The sequence below is a fragment of the Microbacterium sp. GXF0217 genome, assembly GCF_054798195.1.
The window spans coordinates 1-19,162 of the sequence record NZ_JBSJZG010000003.1 but is presented as its reverse complement, the minus strand read 5'-3'; the positions used below and the strand labels follow the sequence as shown (position 1 = coordinate 19,162).

Annotated in this window: 11 protein-coding genes and 1 pseudogene; 2 read left to right on the top strand and 10 right to left on the bottom strand. The window is 64.9% G+C overall.

Going from position 1 to position 19,162, the window contains the following annotated elements:
* Positions 1 to 229 precede the first annotated feature (229 nt).
* Entirely contained in the window at positions 230 to 2,245 is a 2,016-nt protein-coding gene (locus ACWAT3_RS06340) for a beta-galactosidase (RefSeq protein ID WP_460796813.1), read from the top strand.
* Here ACWAT3_RS06340 and ACWAT3_RS06335 read toward each other — a convergent pair.
* The 7 genes from ACWAT3_RS06335 to ACWAT3_RS06305 all read right to left on the bottom strand — a co-directional run bounded on the left by ACWAT3_RS06335 (position 2,242) and on the right by ACWAT3_RS06305 (position 11,813).
* The gene (locus ACWAT3_RS06335; protein WP_460796812.1) at positions 2,242 to 2,760 is read right to left on the bottom strand and encodes a substrate-binding domain-containing protein; all 519 of its coding nucleotides are present in this window, start codon (positions 2,758 to 2,760) and stop codon (positions 2,242 to 2,244) included. The genes ACWAT3_RS06340 and ACWAT3_RS06335 overlap by 4 nt on opposite strands.
* 116 nt (positions 2,761 to 2,876) lie before the next feature.
* On the bottom strand, positions 2,877 to 5,423 hold the full coding sequence (locus tag ACWAT3_RS06330; protein WP_460796810.1) for a rhamnogalacturonan lyase: 2,547 nt from the start codon (positions 5,421 to 5,423) through the stop codon (positions 2,877 to 2,879).
* Between the two features lie 45 nt (positions 5,424 to 5,468).
* The gene (locus tag ACWAT3_RS06325; RefSeq protein WP_460796809.1) at positions 5,469 to 6,377 is read right to left on the bottom strand and encodes a family 43 glycosylhydrolase; all 909 of its coding nucleotides are present in this window, start codon (positions 6,375 to 6,377) and stop codon (positions 5,469 to 5,471) included.
* Positions 6,378 to 6,380: 3 nt separating this feature from the next.
* On the bottom strand, positions 6,381 to 7,316 hold the full coding sequence (locus tag ACWAT3_RS06320) for a carbohydrate ABC transporter permease (RefSeq protein ID WP_460796807.1): 936 nt from the start codon (positions 7,314 to 7,316) through the stop codon (positions 6,381 to 6,383).
* Positions 7,313 to 8,302: a carbohydrate ABC transporter permease gene (locus ACWAT3_RS06315; RefSeq protein ID WP_460796805.1), complete on the bottom strand. Its 990-nt coding sequence runs from the start codon at positions 8,300 to 8,302 to the stop codon at positions 7,313 to 7,315. The genes ACWAT3_RS06320 and ACWAT3_RS06315 overlap by 4 nt, the downstream gene beginning before the upstream one ends.
* A 70-nt stretch (positions 8,303 to 8,372) precedes the next feature.
* Positions 8,373 to 9,665 (bottom strand): ABC transporter substrate-binding protein, encoded by a 1,293-nt coding sequence (locus ACWAT3_RS06310; RefSeq protein ID WP_460796803.1) that lies wholly within the window; start codon positions 9,663 to 9,665, stop codon positions 8,373 to 8,375.
* A 267-nt stretch (positions 9,666 to 9,932) separates the two neighbouring features.
* Complete coding sequence (locus ACWAT3_RS06305) at positions 9,933 to 11,813, bottom strand: substrate-binding domain-containing protein (protein WP_460796801.1); 1,881 nt, start codon at positions 11,811 to 11,813, stop codon at positions 9,933 to 9,935.
* Positions 11,814 to 11,903: 90 nt separating this feature from the next.
* On the opposite strand from ACWAT3_RS06305, the gene ACWAT3_RS06300 reads away from it, so the two are divergent.
* Positions 11,904 to 12,902 carry a LacI family DNA-binding transcriptional regulator gene (locus tag ACWAT3_RS06300; RefSeq protein ID WP_460797717.1) on the top strand — a complete coding sequence of 333 codons (999 nt, stop codon included), beginning with the start codon at positions 11,904 to 11,906 and terminating at the stop codon, positions 12,900 to 12,902.
* Positions 12,903 to 12,934: 32 nt separating this feature from the next.
* Here the strand turns inward: ACWAT3_RS06300 and ACWAT3_RS06295 are convergent, their stop codons facing one another.
* From ACWAT3_RS06295 to ACWAT3_RS06285, 3 genes and pseudogenes are all read right to left on the bottom strand, one after another.
* Complete coding sequence (locus ACWAT3_RS06295; protein WP_460796799.1) at positions 12,935 to 16,171, bottom strand: polysaccharide lyase family protein; 3,237 nt, start codon at positions 16,169 to 16,171, stop codon at positions 12,935 to 12,937.
* Between the two features lie 302 nt (positions 16,172 to 16,473).
* Positions 16,474 to 18,603 carry a glycosyl hydrolase gene (locus ACWAT3_RS06290; RefSeq protein ID WP_460797715.1) on the bottom strand — a complete coding sequence of 710 codons (2,130 nt, stop codon included), beginning with the start codon at positions 18,601 to 18,603 and terminating at the stop codon, positions 16,474 to 16,476.
* A gap of 123 nt (positions 18,604 to 18,726) precedes the next feature.
* Positions 18,727 to 19,089: pseudogene (locus ACWAT3_RS06285) on the bottom strand (glycosyl hydrolase); the annotation flags it as partial.
* Between the last annotated feature and the right edge of the window lie 73 nt (positions 19,090 to 19,162).

Below are 19,162 nucleotides of genomic sequence, written 5' to 3'. Positions count from 1 at the left end.
CGGGCAGGGGCTTCGATGCGCCTTCGGTGACTGCGAGAAGTGGGAAACCGTTGATCCCACGGGCAGGATAAGGCTTACCCTTCAGGCAGCTTGTCCTGCTCGAAGTCGACTGTCAATCACTCTTTTCAAGAGGACAGCGCTTGCAATCCGCTACGCTGGTCCTCCGAGTAGGTGACAGCGATCGTCACGCCAGCCCTCTGAAGCCGTTCCCGACGCGAAAGTCCCACCGATGTCGCATCCGCACACTGCCACCCCCTTCGACGGCACGCTCTACGTCGGCGCCAACTATCACCCTCACGATCTGTCCCGCGAGGAATGGGTCCGCGACCTCGACCTGATGGCCGCCGCGGGCTTTCGCGTGCTCCGAGCCGGACACCTCGCCTGGGACAGCTACGAGCCTCGCGACGGTGAGTTCGCCTTCGCCTGGTTCGACGACTTCATGGACCTGGCCGCAGACCGCGGCATCGGGGTCATCCTGGACGTCGCCGTCCGCCCCGCACCGCTCTGGCTGCATCGCAAGCACCCCACGATCGATATCGTGAACATTCACGGCACGCGCGAGCATGCCAACACCCGCTACATGGAGGACGTCGGGGACCCGGCATACCTTCAGTACGCCCTGCGCTTCGCCGATGCCCTGTCCGCGCACTATGCCGACCATTCCGCGCTTCTGGCATTCGGGATCGACAACGAACCGGGGTCGGGGCCGTACTCCTATTCGGAGACCGTGCGGGCCCGATTCATCGACTGGCTGCGGGCCAAGTACACGACGCCGGAAGGGCTGAGCGCCGCGTGGGCCGGTCAGCGATGGTCGCGCCGGATCAGCAACTTCGATGAGGTCGACCTGCCACGATCCGGATTCCACGACGCTCCTACCGAGCGCATGATCGACTTCCGCACCTTCGTCTCCGATGAGATCACCGCAAGCCACGCCGCGATCATCGATCAGGTGTCGGCGAACGCTCCGACCACGCTGCTCACGGGCAACCAGTGGTACTTCGTGGAGGGAGACGAGGGGCGGTACTTCGACTACGCTCCGATCGCTCACTCCGGACGCATCCACCGCGGCGGCGGCGGATTCTACCCGCACAACTCGCAGAGCGATCGGGGCACATTCTACAACGCGCTCGGGGTGATTCCGCGCATCCAATTCGAGAGTTCCACTCCTTACTGGGCGACGGAGTTCACGACGGAGACCGCTGTGGTCGGGGCCGTGCGCAAGGGCGCCTTCGCTTCCCTGCTCTACGGCAACCAGCTGGTGTGCGGGTGGACATGGCAATCGCATCACGCCGGTGAGGAGCGTTTCCTGCAGGGACAACTCGACTGGGACGGCGTGCCGAACCGGAAATACGACGAGTATCGTCAGGTGGCCTCCGAATTCGCCAGGATCGAGAAGTTCGGCTTCCCGTATCTGCCTCGGGCAGAGGTCGCTCTCGGTTTCTCGTTCCCCAGCGAGCTCGCCAGCGCCGCGTTCCCCGAGCCGCATGAACGACAGCTGGAGACGACGTTCGGGGCTCTCGTAGAGCAGAACATCGACGCGCGCGTCGTCGACCTGCGCTTCAGCGCTCTCGATTACAGAGTGCTCATCCTGGCGGGCGCCGCGGTCATCGACGCCGAGATGGCTGAGCGCATCCGTGCCTTCGTCGCCGACGGCGGCACGGTGATCCTCACGGCATACTCCTGCTGGTTCGACGAACACGGCCAGATCACCCGCGCGACGCGACCGAGCGGGCTCGATGATGTCTTCGGAATCCGCCTCGGATCCTTCCAGGAACCTCATATCCTCAACGAGGCGACAGACGGCGCTCGAGTCGGTGACGAGGTCAGGATCGACTTCGGTGACGAGGTCATCAGCGTCGCGGCCCCGCGTATCGATGAGGTCCACCTGCGCGGCGCGCGGGCCGTCGCGACGATCACCGGCGTCGATCAGCCGTACCCTGCCGTCACCGTCAACGAGTTCGGCCAGGGCCGTGCCGTGTACGTCGCGCTTCCCGCGCGCCACGCGCTCATCGATCGGGTGATCGCCGACGAACTCGCGCATCTCGGCATCCGACCCTCCATCGAGGTGCCGAGGGGCGTGCTCGCTCGCCGTACGGATTCTGCGCATGCTCTGCTGGTGAACGTGTCGGACGAGGTGCAGAGCATTGAACTCCCCTCGCCGGCGACCGGCATGCTCTCCGAACGCGAACTCGGCACCCGCTTCGAGTTGGCACCGTCCGAAGTCGAGTTCGTCGAGTTCTCCTAGGAGGAGTGCCGCCGCGGCATCCGGCTCTCACGCCGGGGAGTGGTGTCGCGTATGAGCACCGCTGGTCGGGCTCGTCGTTGATCGAGAGTGTAAGCGTTCTCTGTGACCTCGTGAAAGGCAGGCTGGTCGAGCTCGCGTGCTGGCACCCGCACCGTCGTGAGTCCGATCCTCGCCTCACGAACCGCAGGAATGTCACCGAATCCGCAGATCGCCACATCCGCGCCGACTTCGCGGCCGGCGCCGTTGATCACCGACATCGCCGCCAATGCGACGATGTCGTCGACGGCGACGACGACAGTGCCCGCTTCGATTCCTTCGGCCAGCGCCTGCCGCGCCATCTCGATCCCTGAGTCCCAGCTGATCTCTCCCCGATAACACCGGGCGATCTCACCACCGGCCCTCTCGAACGCATCACGGAAGCCCTCGATCCGGCGATCGAAGGGCGAGATACCACGGCGTGCGGCGAGCACGATCGATGTCCGGTAGCCGCGAAGGCCCAGGACCTCTCCGAGCATGCGAGCACCGGCGTGGTCGTCTGTCTCGATCGAGCTGGTGCTTGCGGCGCCAGCCGCGGTCGGGGCGGATCCGATTGCATCGGACCCGCCCCGACTCCGGGCCTCCATATGGCGAGCTACTCGGCCATCTTCAACACGGCCTGCGCACGTGCGGTGAGAACCGCCCGCGCCTCCGCCGTGACCGTATCCGGCCGCTTGGTCTGCTCCAGGAACTGGATGAACCGGCCCATCGTCTTCCTCACCGCGACGAAGTCCGACCGTTCGACGGCGGTCTGCGCCTGCCTGAGCGCCACCGTCAGCTGTTTCGCCACAGGCCCGGCAACCTCCCCACCGCTGATGAAGTCCTCGAGGCCGGCCTGCAGGTTCGCGACGACCCCCGGTGTCCACGCATCCGGCACGGGAACGTCGCGGAAGTCCATGTCCGAGGCCAGATAGTAACTCGTGTACGACGGCTGGTTGTACGTGGTGTTCTGACGCGCCACCTCCGCGCGGTACTGCGGGTCGTGCAGCAGCGTCGCGAGCTTGTGCTCGGTCACCTCCGTGCTGAAGTACGCGCGGATCGCCGAGCTGTCGACGGTGCGCACGAACAGTTCTTCGCGCCAGTCACCGAACACGTCGGCGACCAGGTTGGGGTTCTTGTGCCCTGTCGGGCGGAGAGTTCCCTCCGCGGTCAGCAATCGGCCGCGCTCCCAGTCGTCGATCGTCGGCGTCTCATTGCCGGAACCGTTGACGAGCTGCGTGGTCATGTCCGCAGCCCACTTGATGTTCATGTTCGTTCCCGGCATCTTCGCATCCACGATCTCACCCGTAGCGCTGAGCAGCCCCGAAGCGCTGGTGCCGACCGGCATGCTCGACCAGACCTCGATGCCCGGAACATCGGAACGAACGTCTCCGATGATGCCCCTGCCCGTGTCTCGGCCGGAGTAGGCACCGAACAGCACATCGCCGGTCTCAGCGTCACGCATCACCGCGCCATAGGGTGCGTTGCGCGCGGCCTCATGGACTGTGAAGATCTCTTGTCCCGGCCGACTCGGGTCGATATCGGTGACGTGCAGCTGGTCGCCGTGGCCGAGCTTGACGGTCGCTCCCGGGTTCGCGCTGCCGTCGGGTAGCGTTCCGACCGAGCTGTAGCGGAGCGAGCCGTCGTCGTCGATGGTCGCCGACCCGTAGACGATCTCGTGCCTGCCGTCGCCATCGACGTCAGCGGCGGTGAGGGAATGGAAGCCCTGGCCGGAGAAGGCGCCGAACTCCGCAGAAGTGCCATCCCCACCGTGCGGCGCATCGTTGAACGGGTTGCTCATGGGGACGTGCCCGCTGTCCACGTACCAGACCTTGGAAAGCTTCTCGCCGTCCCAGTTGTACGCAGCGATGGTCGAGCGGGTGTAGTAGCCGCGAGCGAAGATCGCCGAAGGACGCTGACCGTCCAGGTAGGCCACCCCGGCCAGGAATCGGTCCACCCGGTTTCCCGGCTCGATGCGCCCATAGGCGTAGTCGCCCCACATCAAGCCGTCGTCGCCGCGCGATGGCTCATACGCAACGGTCTGCAGTTCAGCGCCGGTGGCGCCATCGAAAACCGTGAGGTACTCGGGACCGTCGAGGATGAATCCTTCGAACTCCCGCAGCTTGTTGTTCACGCTTCTCGACGGCGCGTACTCATCCACGAAGTAGTCGGCCAGAGCACGTGCGTCCGAGTCCGACAGCGGGTATGCGTAGCGCTGATCGATGCCGAACGCTTCCTCCAATGTGGCTGGCCATCGACCAGCAACGACCTCCGGGTGCTCCTGCCAGGCGCGGAAGGTGTCCACGAGGTGCTCGTGGTATTCCTCAGCACTCAGGCGGTAGTCGTCATCGTTGGTGTAACCCGCCGCGACGTCCTCTTCCCGCAGGGAGATGAAGCGCTCGTCGACGACGCCACCGCCCTCGTCGTAAGAGATGGTCTTGGTGCCCGGGGCGGTCTTCATCATCATCTCCGAGCGACCGTCGCCGTCGAAGTCGTAGACCATGAATTGCGTGTAGTGCTCCCCGGAGCGGATGTTCACACCCAGGTCGATACGATGCAGCAGGCGTCCGCCCATCGTGTAGGTGTCGATGTACGTGTTGCCGGTGTAGCCGCGCTGCGAGACGTCCTTCGCGTTGGTCGGTTCCCACCGCACCACGTACTCGAACTCACCGTCTCCGTCCATGTCGCCGATGCTCATGTCGCCGGCGTCGTAGGAGTAGGGCTGTCCGGCCGGAGTCACCCCTGCAGCGGGTTTGGACAGCGGGATCTCGACATAGTTCTCCGTCCGCGGCCCCACCTCCTCGCTGCGGTCCGTCTCCTGCCCACCGACCAGCGCTGCGACAGCGTAGCGCGCACCGGCATCGCCGTCCTCGTCGAGGAAATTGGTGCTGTCCGTGACATCGGCGATCCTCTCGCCGTTCCGGTAGACCGCGAAGTCGGTCCCTGTCTGACCGCTCTGAGTGGCTCCCGTCACCTCGGTGGCCAGCAAGCGCCAGCTCAGGAAGACGCCCTCCGATGTCTCGGCGGCCACCAGTCCGCGGTCGAGGTGTTCGAGTTGGATGCCCGGTGGGTTGACCTGCGGGGCGGCTGCATGTGCAGGAACGCTGACACAGCAGGCCATAACCGCCGCACCCACCGCGAGAGCAGTAGTCCTCTTCTTCATATGTATCTCCTTTGATAACTGAGCCGACCGGAAGTCAGTCCCGGGTCATGCCTTCAATTCGTCGATGCGCCATTCGTCCCGCCATCCGAGATCGACGCGGTTCCCTTCGATTCGCAACGGGAGCATGACCGTCGGCGAGGACTCGAGGTCCTCCGGAGTCCACCGATCTCCCACGTACACATATCCCTCCCCCACCGGAACGACGACGCTCACCTGGGACTCGTACGTGTTCGTACCGGCCGGTGCGATGTTCTGCCAGGACGACCATGGGCCTGACAGAGAGTCCGCGACGGCGTACTTGTTGTCATTCATGAACCAGAACGTGAGGTCCGAGCCGAACAGGTAGTACCGTCCGGAGTGCTTCACGAGCGTGGGCGACTCGTAGCCGAACTCGGGGCGATCCTGCTGGCGAAGAGTGACGAGGAGCTCTTCCGCTGCGAGGTAGTCGTCCCGCAGCCGATAGATCTGCAGACCTTTCTGTCTGTCTTCGGACAGCAGGTAGGCGGACTCCCCCTCCTGGTACACCCCGATGTCGCGCGACTCGTTGCCGAGGGGACGCTCGCTGTGCAAGAAGCGGTAGGGTCCGACGGGGTTGTCCGCAATGGCGTAGCCTACCCGCGCGGTGTCGTACCCCGGTGTGTCCAGATGGACGAGCATGATCCAGGATCCGTCCGGCCGTGGCAGCACCTTCGGCCGCTCGACGATGCGGTCCGGGGCGAGTTCGCCGGTGCTTGCGACCAGGGAATCGCCTTCGTACCGCCAGGTCGCGAAGTCGCCGGTCGAATAGCACGCGATTGCCGTGAATCGGTCGCCCGCTGCTTTATCTTCCCCCCAGGCGTACCAGCGATCGCCGATCTGCTGCACACCGATGCCGTGCAGCTGGGCGATGCGCCCGCGGTCGTCGAGGACGACCTCTCCTGGCACGATAACCGAAGAGATGAGAGACGATGACATGGATCAGCCTTTCAGGCCCTGCGTGGCGACGCCGTTCACGAGGAAGCGCTGGAACACGAGGAAGAACAAGAGAACGGGAATAAGGGCGATGAAGGATGCGGTGACGGTGGCGCCGTAGTCGCTGGAGGAGGTCTGGTCGTTGTAGAGCCGGAGCGCGATGGGTAGCGGGTAGTTCTCGGGGCTGGTGAGGTACAGCAGCGGGCCGAGGAAGTCGTTCCACGCCCAGATGAACGCGAAGATCGAGCAGGTGATGAGTGCGGGCTTGATCAGCGGCAGGATGATCGCCCAGAAGATGCGGATGTGACCGGCGCCGTCGATGCGGGCGGCTTCGTCCATGTCGCGGGGCATCTGGCGCATGAACTGGACGAGCAGGAACACGAAGAAGGCCTCGGTGGCGAGGAACTTCGGCAGCAGCAGCGGCCAGAACGTGTCGACGAGGTCGAGCTCGTTGAAGATGATGTACTGCGGGATGATCACGACGTGGAACGGCAGCAGCAGGGTGCCGATCATCGCGGCGAACAGGATGCCGAGGCCCTTGAACTGGATGCGGGCGAACGCGTAGGCGGCGAGGGCGCTGGAGAGCACGGTGCCGATCACGGCGCCGGCGGCGAGGATGAACGAGTTCAGGAAGAACCGCCACATCGGAACGCCGGCGATGCCCTCCATGACCTTCGCATAGTTCTCGATCGTGGGCGCGTTCGGGAGCAGACCCATGTTGGAGCCGAACTCGCTGTTGGGCTTGAACGTCGAGAACAGCAGCCAGACCAGCGGGTAGAGCACGATCGCGGTGAGGGCGATCAGCACGACCAACCAGATGACCGTCTGCCACGTCTTGCGCGCGACCTTGCGGCGCGGGGGAGCCGCCGGGGCGGCCTGCTGCTGGGCGAACACGGGGGTCGAGGCGGCGCCCGACGTCGTTGCGGCGTTGGAAGTGCTCATCGGTTGTCTCCGGCGTAGTGGACCCAGCTGCGCTGAGTGCGGAAGAGGATGAAGGCGATGACGGCGACCACGATCAGCAGCACCCAGGCGATCGCTGCGGCGTAGCCCATCTGGCCATCGGAGAATCCGCGCTTGTACAGGTACAGGGTGATGAAGTTCGTCATGCCGGCGGGGCCGCCCGAGCCGTTGGAGATGATGTACGCCGACGCGAACACCTGGAACGCGCCGATCAGACCCAGCAGCAGGTTGAAGAACACCACCGGCGACAGCATCGGAACCGTCACCGCACGGAACCGGTGCCACGGACCGGCGCCGTCCATCTCTGCCGCCTCGTACAGCTCCTTCGGGATCTGCTTGAGTCCGGCGAGGAAGATGACCATCGTCGACCCGAACTGCCAGATAGCGAGAAGGATCATCGCGGGCAGGACCAGGCTCGGGTTTCCGATCCACCCGCCCAGATCGATGCCGAACAACGACAGCGAGTTGTCGACCGGCCCATCGTCAGCGAACATCGCCCGCCACACGATCGCGACCGACACCGACCCGCCGATCAGCGACGGCGCGTAGAACGCGGAGCGGAAGAACCCGGCACCCTTGTCGCGATAGTTCAGCAGCATCGCGACCGCCAGCGCCGCAGCCAACGTGATCGGCGTCCCGACGAGCACGTAGATCAGGGTGATCTGCGCCGACTGCATGAACGCGGGATCGCTGGTGAACATCCGCACGTAGTTGTCGAAGCCGATCCACTTCGGCGGGGAGAAGATGTTGTAACTCGTGAACGACAGGTACAGCGAGTACGCCATCGGGATCAGCGTCAGCCCGAAGAACCCGACCAGCCACGGCACGAGGAACCCGTACCCCGCGACCGTCTCCCGCCTGGCGGCCCGCCTGACTCCCGGGCGGACATCGGGTCTGCGCCTGCCGCTTCGAGAGGAGCGGGAGGAGGATCCCTCGGTGACGATGGCCCGTGTTGCGTTGCTGTTCATGTCGATGCACCTGCTGATCGCGTCGCGGGGAAGGGCCCGGCACGTGGCGCGGGCCCTTCCCGAGGATTGACTACTGGTTGAGGACGACGTCCATCTCGGCGAAGAACTGCGTGACAGCCTCGTCCACCGTGATCGTCCCGAACCCGAGTTCGACGCCGAGCTGGCGGAACTTCTCCTCGAGGCTTCCGGCACCGATGATCGGGACCGGCGGTGCGTCGCCGAGGCGGTCGGCGATCGAAGCTTCGTAGTCCTTGATCTGCTGGCTGATCGGGTCGAGGGCTGCGGCCTCGAGCGCCGTCTCCGACGCCGGCAGTCCGCGGTTTGTGCCGAAGATCTCACCCGACTGAGGAGAGTTGATCAGGAAGTCGACCAGTGTCGCCGCAGCCTCAGGGTGCTCGGTGTTCGCGGAGATCGCATGCAACATGGACGGCTTGAGGTACAGGTCCTTCGCACCGTCTTCCGTCACCGGCGGGGCGACCAGTCCGAGCTCCGTGTAGTCCGCGCCAAGGCCCGCCAGGTAGCCCGCGCCGAAGTTGTCCCAGGAGAGCTCGCTGGCCGTCTGGCCGGTCTCGAAGCCGCCCTTCGGGAAGACTTCTTCCAGTTGCTGCTGCGGAACGGTGACCCCGTCGCGCATCGCAGCGCCCGACTCCCAGAACTCGGTCAGGCGTTCCTCGTCGAAGCCTGGCTCACCATCCTCACTGAATAGATACGAGCCTTCGGCGCGCAGCTGGATCTCGAAGTTCTGAATGCGGCCGGTGTAGTCCGTACCGCCCCAGAATGCGCCACCGCCGGCTTGGGTGACGTCGCCCATCCAGTCGACGTAGTCTTCCCAATCGCCTCCCGCGAACTCCTCCACACCGGCCTTTTCGAGGAACACGGGGTTCGTGAACAGGCCCCAGGCGTTGGTCGAGGTGGGGATGGCTGTAGTGACACCACCGACGACACCGATGTCGAGAATGTTCTGCGGCAATGCCTCGGTGTCGATGACGCTGCCCAGGTAGGGCTCCAGGTCGAGGAGGAGGCCGTTCTCGGAATACTGGCGCAGATACGAGTAGTCGAACTGCATGACATCCGGCAGGTTCTTGCCTGCCGCCTCGGTCTGACGCTTCTCCCAGAAGCTCGGGAAGTCCAGGAACGAGGCGTTCACCGTGATGTTCGGATACTCCTCATTGAAGGCCGCGATCGCCTCGTTGTACAACTCGGCGCGCACGTCGTTGCCCCAGAACGCCAGGGTAAGCGTGACCTTCTCGTCGGGGTCGTAGGTGGCTCCGGCCTCGGGCTCGCTGCTGGAGCAGCCTGCCAGCGCTATGGCTGCACCGGTTGCCATCGCGACAGTCGCGATGACTCGCTTCTTGTTGAACATCGTTGTCCTCTCTGGGAACGTCGCCGCCCCACGCCTCTACTGCTGTGTATGCGATCACGCCAACTTCCTTGGAAGGCGGCTGCTCGAAAGGCTACTACGGAGATGTGCGAACTGCAAAGTTTTCTGAAACCGTTGTCCGGCACTAATACAGAGTTTCCATTAGGTTCCTCACACTCACTCGCGAACCCTCGGGAAGCCTTGTCCCCAACGCATGCGCGGCGATGCACAGCGATGCGATCAGGCTGCATCGCTCCGCAGAGTGGCGTCTCAGATGCTCGACGCAGCCCCTGTGCTGGCACGCACGATCAGTTTCGCGCCGCGTGAGTGCGACTCACCGGCGGCCATGTCCGCGGAGAGGAGACGCCACGCTGCCCTTGCGACTGCCGCGAGGTCCACGCTCACGGTGGTCAGGGCCGGGGCGGTGACCTCGCCGATCGGGCTACCGCCGAACCCGGCAATGCTCACGTCTTCCGGAACCCGCATCCCCGCGTCCAGGAGAGCCACAAGGGTGCGCGCGGCCGCCAAGTCGTCGTGACCGACCACCGCTGTGACCCGTTGCTCTCGCACTCTGTCGACCAGGTCGGGTCCAGACGGTTGGGCTCGATCGTCGACGAGCACGAGATCGACGTCGCCGTGCGTGGCCAGGAAGAGGTCGATCCCCCATCGTTTCTGCCGTTCGCTGGGGTCGGCCTCATCACCGACGACGTAGACGATTCGCGTATGTCCCTGGTCGTGCAGATGCTCCAGGAGGGACTGCATCCCTTCGGCCACTTCCAGCGAGAGCTGCGCGGGTCCGACGGAACGGGGTACGTCCACGGACACGCAGGGCACGCCCGTGGCCTCGATCCTGTCGATCAGAGCGGGAGGCACCGCACCCCAGACCAGCAGCGCCGCGTAACCGGCGAGCGCTGATACCTCGACACCGTCTCCGATCAGCGCACTCTCGCTCACGAACTCGCAGAGCTGGCCGTCGCGTCGTGCCTGATCCATTAGCTCGCGCACGACGAGCCCGGTGCCCTCGGGCGGGAGGGTACCGAGGACGACGCCGATCGGACGACGGTCGGGCGATGCGGTGCTCCCGCGTTCGGCCTCGCTGATGCGAGGAGGCTCCGTGCGCCACGGTGTACTCGCACGCATGCGGAGGTCGCAGGAGAGCGCGAGATGTGCCCCATCGGTGTCTGAGAGTGCGTGCTCGAGGGCGAGCTCGCCGGCCCGCCTCAGCGGGAACAGGACAGTGGTGAGGTGCGGGCGAAGCGCATCCGCGATCCCGTACTGCCCGAAGGCGGTCACCCCGACATCAGCGCCGACGCGGAGGCCGCGCGAGCGGATGTGCCGATAGACGGCGGGCAGGAGCGCGCCTTCCACGCACAGGACGACGTCTGACTGCCCCAGTTCGAGCAACTCCTCGTGCGGGAGCGCGGCCGACACACCCGTCGGGATCTCGCTGAGTGAGATCGCATCTCGCGGCAACCCTGCCCTGGCGAATGCGGAGATGATCGCCGTCGTGCGTGCAACGAGGTCCGGTCGCTCGGACGAGGAATTGAAGATCAGTGGGCGCCGATATCCCATCGCCACGAGCTGGGTGGCGAGGGCGTCCGCTGCCGTCTCCTCGTCGAACGCGCAGCTCGCGAACGGCAGGTCTATCCCGTCGACGATGGCGACGGACCCGCCGGCCTCGCGGTAGGCGTCGAGATCACGGACGAGACTCTCGCGGATTGCCGGGTCCTGCACGCGTCCCGTTGCGAGCACCAGCGATCGGGGGCGCAGCGCCCTCGCGCTCGCGATCATCTCGAGCAGGTCGCCGGGGTGGGTCTCGGTTCCTGTCACGTTGACGACGAGACCGTGTCTGGATGCTGCATCCACGACGCCCCTGGTGATCTCTACGCCGAACGGGCTTCGCAGATAGTCCACGATGAGCGCGACGGTCCGAGTCGTGCCGCGCGCCACGGCTTGAGCGGCGAGGTCCGGTAGGTAGCCGAGCAACTCGGCCGCCCGCTCGACCCGTTCCCGCAGGTGCGGTCGCACCGACGTGCCGCTGAGCGCGCGCGAGGCAGTGGCGAGCGACACGTCGGCCTCGCGTGCCACCGCTTCCAAGCTCACCCGCTGCGCCCGGGAGGCCGACGGCAGCGGCCCATCGGAGGGGGTCATTCCGTTATCCTGGCACACAGCCGTACCCACCCCGCGCAGGAGGCCGCCCTGAAGTCCCGAACGCCGCGCTCGACCGTGACCTTGAGCGACGTGGCCCGCGCCGCCGGGGTTTCCGCGTCGACGGCATCCCGCGTGCTGAACGGCGGTAAGCCGGTAAGCGAGGATCTGGATGCCAGAGTGCGCCAGGCCGCCGCGGACGTCGGCTATGTCTCGAACGCCGTGGCGAGTGCGATGCGGGGACGACGAGGATTGCTGGCGATTCTGACGGACGAACTCGGTGTCGAAGCATTGGCGGAGCTGTCGATCGCTGCGGGAGAAGCCGCGACTGCTGCTGGCTTGACGACGACGGTCTCATCGGCGGGCACGGAACCGCAGCAGCAGATCTTCGCACTCCAGGTGCTGCGCTCGTTGCGCCCACGCGCCATCGTGCTCACCGGGGCGTGGGTATCGGAGCCGTCGATCAGAGCCGAACTCGAGAGCGAACTGGATGCGTTCGTGCAGCACGAGAACGGCACCGTGGTCGTGCTGGGCCCCGCTGTGCTGCCCTATCCATCGGTGAGCTTCGACGACTACGAAGACGGGCGGATGGTCGCGCACCATGTCGCGACGGGCGGTGGGCGGTCCGCCCTGATCCTGGCGGGGCCTGCGACGAACGAGAGCGGCCGGTTACGCGCCGAGGGGATCGAAGCGGGGCTCCGTGAAGCGGGGATCAACGACATCCACACGCTGCACTCCCGGAACGAGAGCGGCGACGCAGAGGCCGTCGTCTCGTCCTATGTCCTGAGCGCTGCGCCAGACATGATCCTGTGCGTGAACGACCGTCTCGCCCTCGGCGCCTATGCCGCCATCGACGGACTGGGGCTGCAGCTCCCGCAGGACGTGTCGCTGAGCGGGATCGACGATCTCCCGGTCGCACACGACCTGGAGCCTCCACTGACGACAGTCGCGCATCCGCTGCGCGAAGCCGGCGAGCTCGTCGTTCAGCTCGCCCTTCAAGGAGGGACGGCGTCCGAGCACCGCGAACTCTTGCCCGGCCGACTCATCATCCGAGGGAGCACCCAACGCACTCCATTCCCCGCTGAGTCTTGAGCAAGTCTCACCAAAGTGGGCGCGCGACCTGGTTACTCGGTGGTCACACGAACCGTCACCGGCGCGCCGGCTGTCTCGCCCGCCGCGTTGATGAAGAAGACCTGCGCGACATGGTCGCCCTTCCGGATGCCCTGGAGGGCAACGGTCGCCCGCTGAGCACCGGGGCTGCGAGCGGTCAGGTCGCCCTGCCCGACGACCACGCCGTCGAGTTCGAAACGATACTGATTCGCGTTGGTCCCCCACCAGAGGTCCGCCGTCAGCGTGAAGGAACCATCGCCGTCCCAGTCATCGTGGCTGAGCACCGGCGCTCCTGGCTTCGCCGCGTTCACCGTCACCGTGATCGAACTCGTCTTCGTCGCTCCCTGCAGGTTGATGAGCTCGGCTGTATAGACATAGTCGCCGTCAGCACGGCCCACCACGGGAATGTTTGCGGACTGGGACCGCGTGGTCGGCTCGAGCGCCTGCGTGACGAGCAACTCACCGTTCTCGTACACTCTCAGAATGCTACCGGTCGTCCCCCACCAGAGGTTCATCTCGACCGTGAAGTTCCCGTCGTGAAGCCCCCACGCGCGGCCGCTGGTGCTGGATAGCACACCGACGCCGGGTGCTTGTGTGGCCCCGTCGTCGCGCACGACAAGGAAGCTGCTCTCCGCCGTCGCAGAAAGCCCGGCGGCGTTGACCGCAGTCACGACGATATGGTGCTCCCCCAGCAGGCCGTTGAGGATGATCGGCGCGCCGGACTCAATGGTCTCTCCATCCAGTTCGATTGTGACGCGCTGCACGTCCGACTCCTCATCCGCTGCGAAGTCAGCCGTGTCGAGGACAAGCGAGTCCGCCACCGTCCCGGACGGAAGTCCCGAGATGACGGGCGGAGTCTCATCGGCGTCGCCGTTCCAGGCGAGCTGGACGAAGTCGTACATGACGTTCGCGAACACGGATGTCCAGGTCCCCGATTCCGGTTCCGACACTGGTGTGAGCGTGACACTATTGCTCCCCTCGCGGAGGAGCTCCGCGGGGATCTCGACCTCGAGCTCTCGCGCCTGCCCGCGATCCGAATGGCGGTACAGCGCGTTGTCGCCCTCGGGACCGGGGATCGGATCCCACGCGGCGACACGCTCGCCATTGACCTGGACTGCAAGATTCGCGAAGACAGCACTCGCGATGCCCACGGTCAGCGTCGCATCCCGCGGCGGACCGTCCACGTCGAAGAGGATCTCCCTCTCCGTCAGCGTCGGATCGTACGGGACGAGTAGCTCCTCCGGGTTTCCCGGCGTCTTGATCATTGGTTGGAAGTACGGCCAGTCGATGGCCGGATCATCAACATCTACGTGGAAACTCACGTCCTCCGGAAAGTCCACGGCGTACTGCAGCCACGTGCCGTATTCACGCCATGGCGCCAGACCATTCACCGGCGAGGCCACGCCCTCAGGCACCACGAACTCCGCAGCCGATCGATCCGGAGTGCCAATACGCCATGCGATTCGCGTGGCAGGAGTCACTTCCCACACGAGATTGCCGACATCCCGCGCGCGATCTGACGACACAACGATCCCGTCCTGAGCGAACGCGCCGGTTTGGCCATCCGCGATTGCATGCAACGTGTACTCACCCGGGCGGACAGCTGGAATGGTGAATGTTCCGTCGCTCTCGGCCTGCGCAGTGTAAACATACGAACCGTTTCCGCCCTGCCAGTCGGCACCGGGGTCCGTCAGCAGGACCCAAGCACCCTTCGCGCTCGATCCGTCGGAGATCGTCAGTCGGCCTGTGACATCAGATCGCGTTTCAGCCGCGTACAGCGGATCCGAGATCCAGTTGTACGGCCATTTCTCCGCCTCTGCAGACAGGCGAGCTTTGGCGTCGTCCCACATAGCATCGAGCGAGTCGCCCTCCTGGATGTACAGGAAGAACGGACCGAAGACCTTCTCCCATCCTGGTTCCGGAACCAGGTCCGTCGCTCCGTAGTGTCGGGAGTTTTCGTGCCACAGCAGGATCTGTCCACCGGCTACAGTGTGCGTGGTCAGTTCCTGCCGCGTGGGTCCGCCCGGCATCCAGTCCTTGTTGGGTTGGACGAGCGACAGCCCCACCCCATCCCCATAGACTCCGAAGACGCTCTGAGAGCCCTCGTCGTCACTGATCTGCTGGTACTTGGAGTAAATCGAGCCGTCCGGCAGACGATAGGTCGCATCTTGGACTTCCTCGTCCAGGAACTCCGTCTCCAGCGGCGCGACTCCTCGTCGCTCATCGTCAATCGCATACTCGGTGAAGAGCGTCGCATCGGTCTTGAACGCGTAACGCAGCTGTTGGATCGTCAAGCCTGTCGGCATCCCCGCGGGGTAGCGGTAGATCGTGTAGTAATACAGGCCCTGCGAGTCGACGTCGAGGGCGATGTGGACTTCCAATTCGAAGGGCAGCACGGCTGGGTCGTTCTGAGTGAGCACGATCTCGATGCGCTCGTCGTCATCTTGGACCACCTCGTACGTCGCGGACTTGATCGTCTGCTGCTTAGCAACGCCATCAATGCTCCAGTTCGCGAGGTAGGCTCCACTGCCGTTACGCAGGTAGTTGAGGAGAGGGTTGCTCCGATTGAGATGGAGTGCCGTGATTTCGGCCGTCTTCGTCGTGACACGCAGTGATACGTGGGAGTTCTGGAGCACGATCGAGCCGCTGCCGTCATCGATGAGCTTCAGCCCGGGCTCCCATTCGAAGGGGGTGATGATCAGAGCATTCATGCGCGCTGGAGTGGATGCAAGCGTGATCGAGAGCTGTCCGTCCGCGACTCGCGTGTTGAACGAACGATCGACATACGCCCCTGCAGCAGCGCCCACTCCGGAGATCATGGTCTCCCCTTCGGCGGACGCCGTGATCCGGCCTTGCGTCGCCGTTGCGTCTCCGGCGATGACTCGGACCGTATAGTCTCCGTTCGGAAGATCGACGGCGAAATCCAACGCATTTCCGAAACAGAAGTCCGTGAGCAGTGGGTCCGCGATGCCCCTATCCTTCGCCTCGACACCGACGGTGGAGGTGAATCCAAAACCCGTTTCGGGCGAGTACCCGGCCGTGCACTCCACGGTCGTGTAGCCGTCGGCCGCCGCACCGGAGCCGAAATCGAACGAGAAGCTGGTCGTAGGCTTGTCCGCCGCCGCTGATGCAGTGGAAGGCGCCGTTCCCAGCAGCGCGGCAATCATGCACAGCGCGGCGCAGATCGCAACGGCTGTTCTGCGCTTGGCAGTGGAAACGAGTCCCGTCGACGTGCGGGAGATGACGCTCATCGTGCCTCCTTCGGCGCGATCGAAGTGAACCACCGCTCCGAATGCAGGATGGCGCGGAACTCGACACGCTCGATCAGATGGTTTGCGTCCCGCTTCAATGCGGGACGGTGTCTGGACACGATCGTATCCACCCTGCAGCACCAACGCAAGGCAAGACTGAAAGCGTCGTCCTCGTCCTTATCTATAGACTGCCTATCATCCAGTCATCGCTGAGCACCCATCAACCATTCAAACGAAAGCATTGTCCTGATCGATCGCATACCGTTCCGCTGAAGGCGATCGCTACCTGATTCGTGAGGAGATCATCCCGCCGCTGCGCCCCGTGCTCCCGGGGCGGCGAGCAGGAGCGTCGGCACGACCAGCAGACCGTTATCCGTCGGCCGATCTACTTCGGCAAGGTCCTGCATGTCGAACCGGGCACCGAACCGCTCTCGCGCGCGACGGAAGATCTCACTCCACTCCACGGAGCGCATCGCGGGGAGCGAGACTCCTCTTACGTGGATTTCGATCGAGTTCTCGCCTTCTCTCAGCAGCCCTTGCACCGGCAGGACATAGGGGTGGTCCCAGACGATCCCCGCGGAAACGCCGTTCACTCGCACCTCTGCAACCGCGCCGAGAGGCACAGCCGCGTGCGCTTGAAACGACTGCGGCTGCGTCGCGGTCCTGTGTGGAACCGCAAGCTGATGAGACGCCATGATCAACGTGGCGTCAGTATCAGCTTCGAGCACGACGGTCGTCGAGTAGACCGCCGCGGTGGTGCTCGTCGGTACTTGTGGGTCCTCGTCCCACTTGTGCGGAGCATGCACGCGACGAGTCGGCGAGTCCTTGACCGAGACATCCCAACCGATCAGACGCACCTCTGGCCCGAGATCCGCGACGCGGAGGTGAGTCGGCATGGCCGGGCTCTCGGATGGGAGGGGCTCTCCGTCGACCGCTCTGGTTACGATCACCGAGGAGCCGTACGGGGCGAGTTCGATGCGCATAGCGCCCGTGCGCAGCACCCGTGACCCGTCGTGGGCGTCCCATTCCTCCCACAGCGGAGATCCATCGCGAGGAAAGAGCGTCACCGAGCGCGGATCGGGGCCGGTATTGGCGATGAAATACAGCTCCGAGTCAGCAAGCCGACGGTGAACGAAGCCGACAGCAATATTCGCGCCCGTCTCAGTGGAGACGTCCTCGACAATCATGTCGGGGGCGACGACCTGGCCGACTGCGGAGATGAGGTCATCGGTCGTCACCTGCACCGCCCTTTCAAAACGGCCTTCTGTTTGAGCCCCCACTTGAATCAGGTGGATGCCGGCGTCCGCGAACTCGTGCAGCCGACCCTCGACCTCCGCCGTGAGCCGCTCGATATCCGGGAGCAGAACTACCCGATGCCGCGCCTTCACCGAAGCGGTCGGAACCAGTTCATCGATCAAGTCGTAGTCATAGCCGGCACGTCGGAGAGCGACCGGAACGGCGGCATCGATCAGATCGGTGCTGCGCTTCCAGAGGTTCAGCTCCTCTTCCGCGCGGAAGGATGCATACGCATCGTCGTACGGCAACCAAATCGCGACATCCGCAACATGGTCGCCGTGCCGCATCACCGCACAGAGTCTCTGCAGGTAACGGAACAGCTCCGGCGCCGCGATCCACCACGCGTTGCGATCATTGATCGCCCCCGAGGCATAGAAGGCCCACCCCGGGTCGGGTGCCGAGGCCGGCGAGTACGGCCAGCCGTGACCGATGAACTGGTTGACTCCGGCGAGAAGATGCTCGTGCGCCTCACCCTTAAGATCGATCGGCCGCGCCCGGAAGGAGGGAGAGTTGACCCATGTCCAGGTTTCGGACGAGACGACGCTCACGCCTAGATGGTGGGCGGCGGATGATGCCCACTTGGTCTGCGGGATGCCCAGCCACCCCCACCCCTCGCCTTCGATCAGGTCAGCGTGTCGGTAGCCGCTGACGCGCACGGGGGGCTGCCCGTAATTCTGCACACGGAAGAGGACGTCGTGTGATGACGCCCAGCGGTGCACCACGTCGAGGAAGTTCTCCTCCGCGAGCTCCGAGAGCGTGCGATGGTAGTCGGCCCTGAAAGTCGCACCTGCGGACCCCGACAGCCGCAGGTGGAACAGGCTCGAGCGTGGGTCATATCCTCGCCGCGCTTCGAACTCTTCCACCAGCGCAGGGGTCCAGTCGGCGTCATACACTTCGAGGCTGTCGCAGAAGACCGCATGGACGAAGTCCGCACCCCCCGCAGCCCGAAGGAGCGTTTCGCCCATCGTTCGCAGATGGTGTTCGACCGCCTCGCGGGAGTAGTGGTCCAGGACAGGACCTTCTGCTCCATCGGCGGCGCGCTTCACGAGCTGTCCAGTCGGTCCTGCCGTGGCAACGACCAGGGTACGTGGGCCCGCCCCTTTGGGGAGAAGCACCTCATTGCCGTCGATCGTCACCGGTAGGAAGTCCTCGTGTTTCTCTCCAATGACTCCGGTCCGTACGAACGCGGCGACGAGCTCATCACCGGGCCACCGCCCTGGCAAGGCGATGCGATGCGGGTGCTGGCCGACGGTTCGCTCTTCCCACCGGAGGCGCTGCGCCGCGAGGCGCGACGGAATATGGGAACCGCCGTAGGACCATCCGCTGCCGAGAGTCAAGTCGAACCTCATGCCCAGTTCGCGTGCGCTCCGCGCCGCGTGACCGAGCGCCGCGTGGAAGCCGTCGGATGCCGCACCGCCGACTCTGCCTTCCTCGAGCGGATACACGATGGACACCTCCACCCCGCCGATTCCTGCGGAGTGCATGGCTGCCAACTGCGTGTCCAGCTCGGCTTCAGATACGCCGCTGCCGAACCACCACCAGCGGACCATCGGACGCGCGTTGTCCGGAGGACTCTCGAAGTCTCTTGCGACGGCATCGTCCACGAGACACACGGTATTCATCCCTTCACCGACCCGATCAGCATCCCCTTCGCGAAGTGCTTCTGCAGGAACGGGTAGAACAGGATGATCGGCA

What these genes read in the sequence shown, in the direction of transcription:
- ACWAT3_RS06340 (WP_460796813.1), top strand. Translation starts at nt 230, where the DNA reads ATGTCGCATCCGCACACTGCCACCCCCTTCGACGGCACGCTCTACGTC.
- ACWAT3_RS06335 (WP_460796812.1), bottom strand. Translation starts at nt 2,760, where the DNA reads ATGCTCGGAGAGGTCCTGGGCCTTCGCGGCTACCGGACATCGATCGTG.
- ACWAT3_RS06330 (WP_460796810.1), bottom strand. Translation starts at nt 5,423, where the DNA reads ATGAAGAAGAGGACTACTGCTCTCGCGGTGGGTGCGGCGGTTATGGCC.
- ACWAT3_RS06325 (WP_460796809.1), bottom strand. Translation starts at nt 6,377, where the DNA reads ATGTCATCGTCTCTCATCTCTTCGGTTATCGTGCCAGGAGAGGTCGTC.
- ACWAT3_RS06320 (WP_460796807.1), bottom strand. Translation starts at nt 7,316, where the DNA reads ATGAGCACTTCCAACGCCGCAACGACGTCGGGCGCCGCCTCGACCCCC.
- ACWAT3_RS06315 (WP_460796805.1), bottom strand. Translation starts at nt 8,302, where the DNA reads ATGAACAGCAACGCAACACGGGCCATCGTCACCGAGGGATCCTCCTCC.
- ACWAT3_RS06310 (WP_460796803.1), bottom strand. Translation starts at nt 9,665, where the DNA reads ATGTTCAACAAGAAGCGAGTCATCGCGACTGTCGCGATGGCAACCGGT.
- ACWAT3_RS06305 (WP_460796801.1), bottom strand. Translation starts at nt 11,813, where the DNA reads ATGACCCCCTCCGATGGGCCGCTGCCGTCGGCCTCCCGGGCGCAGCGG.
- ACWAT3_RS06295 (WP_460796799.1), bottom strand. Translation starts at nt 16,171, where the DNA reads ATGAGCGTCATCTCCCGCACGTCGACGGGACTCGTTTCCACTGCCAAG.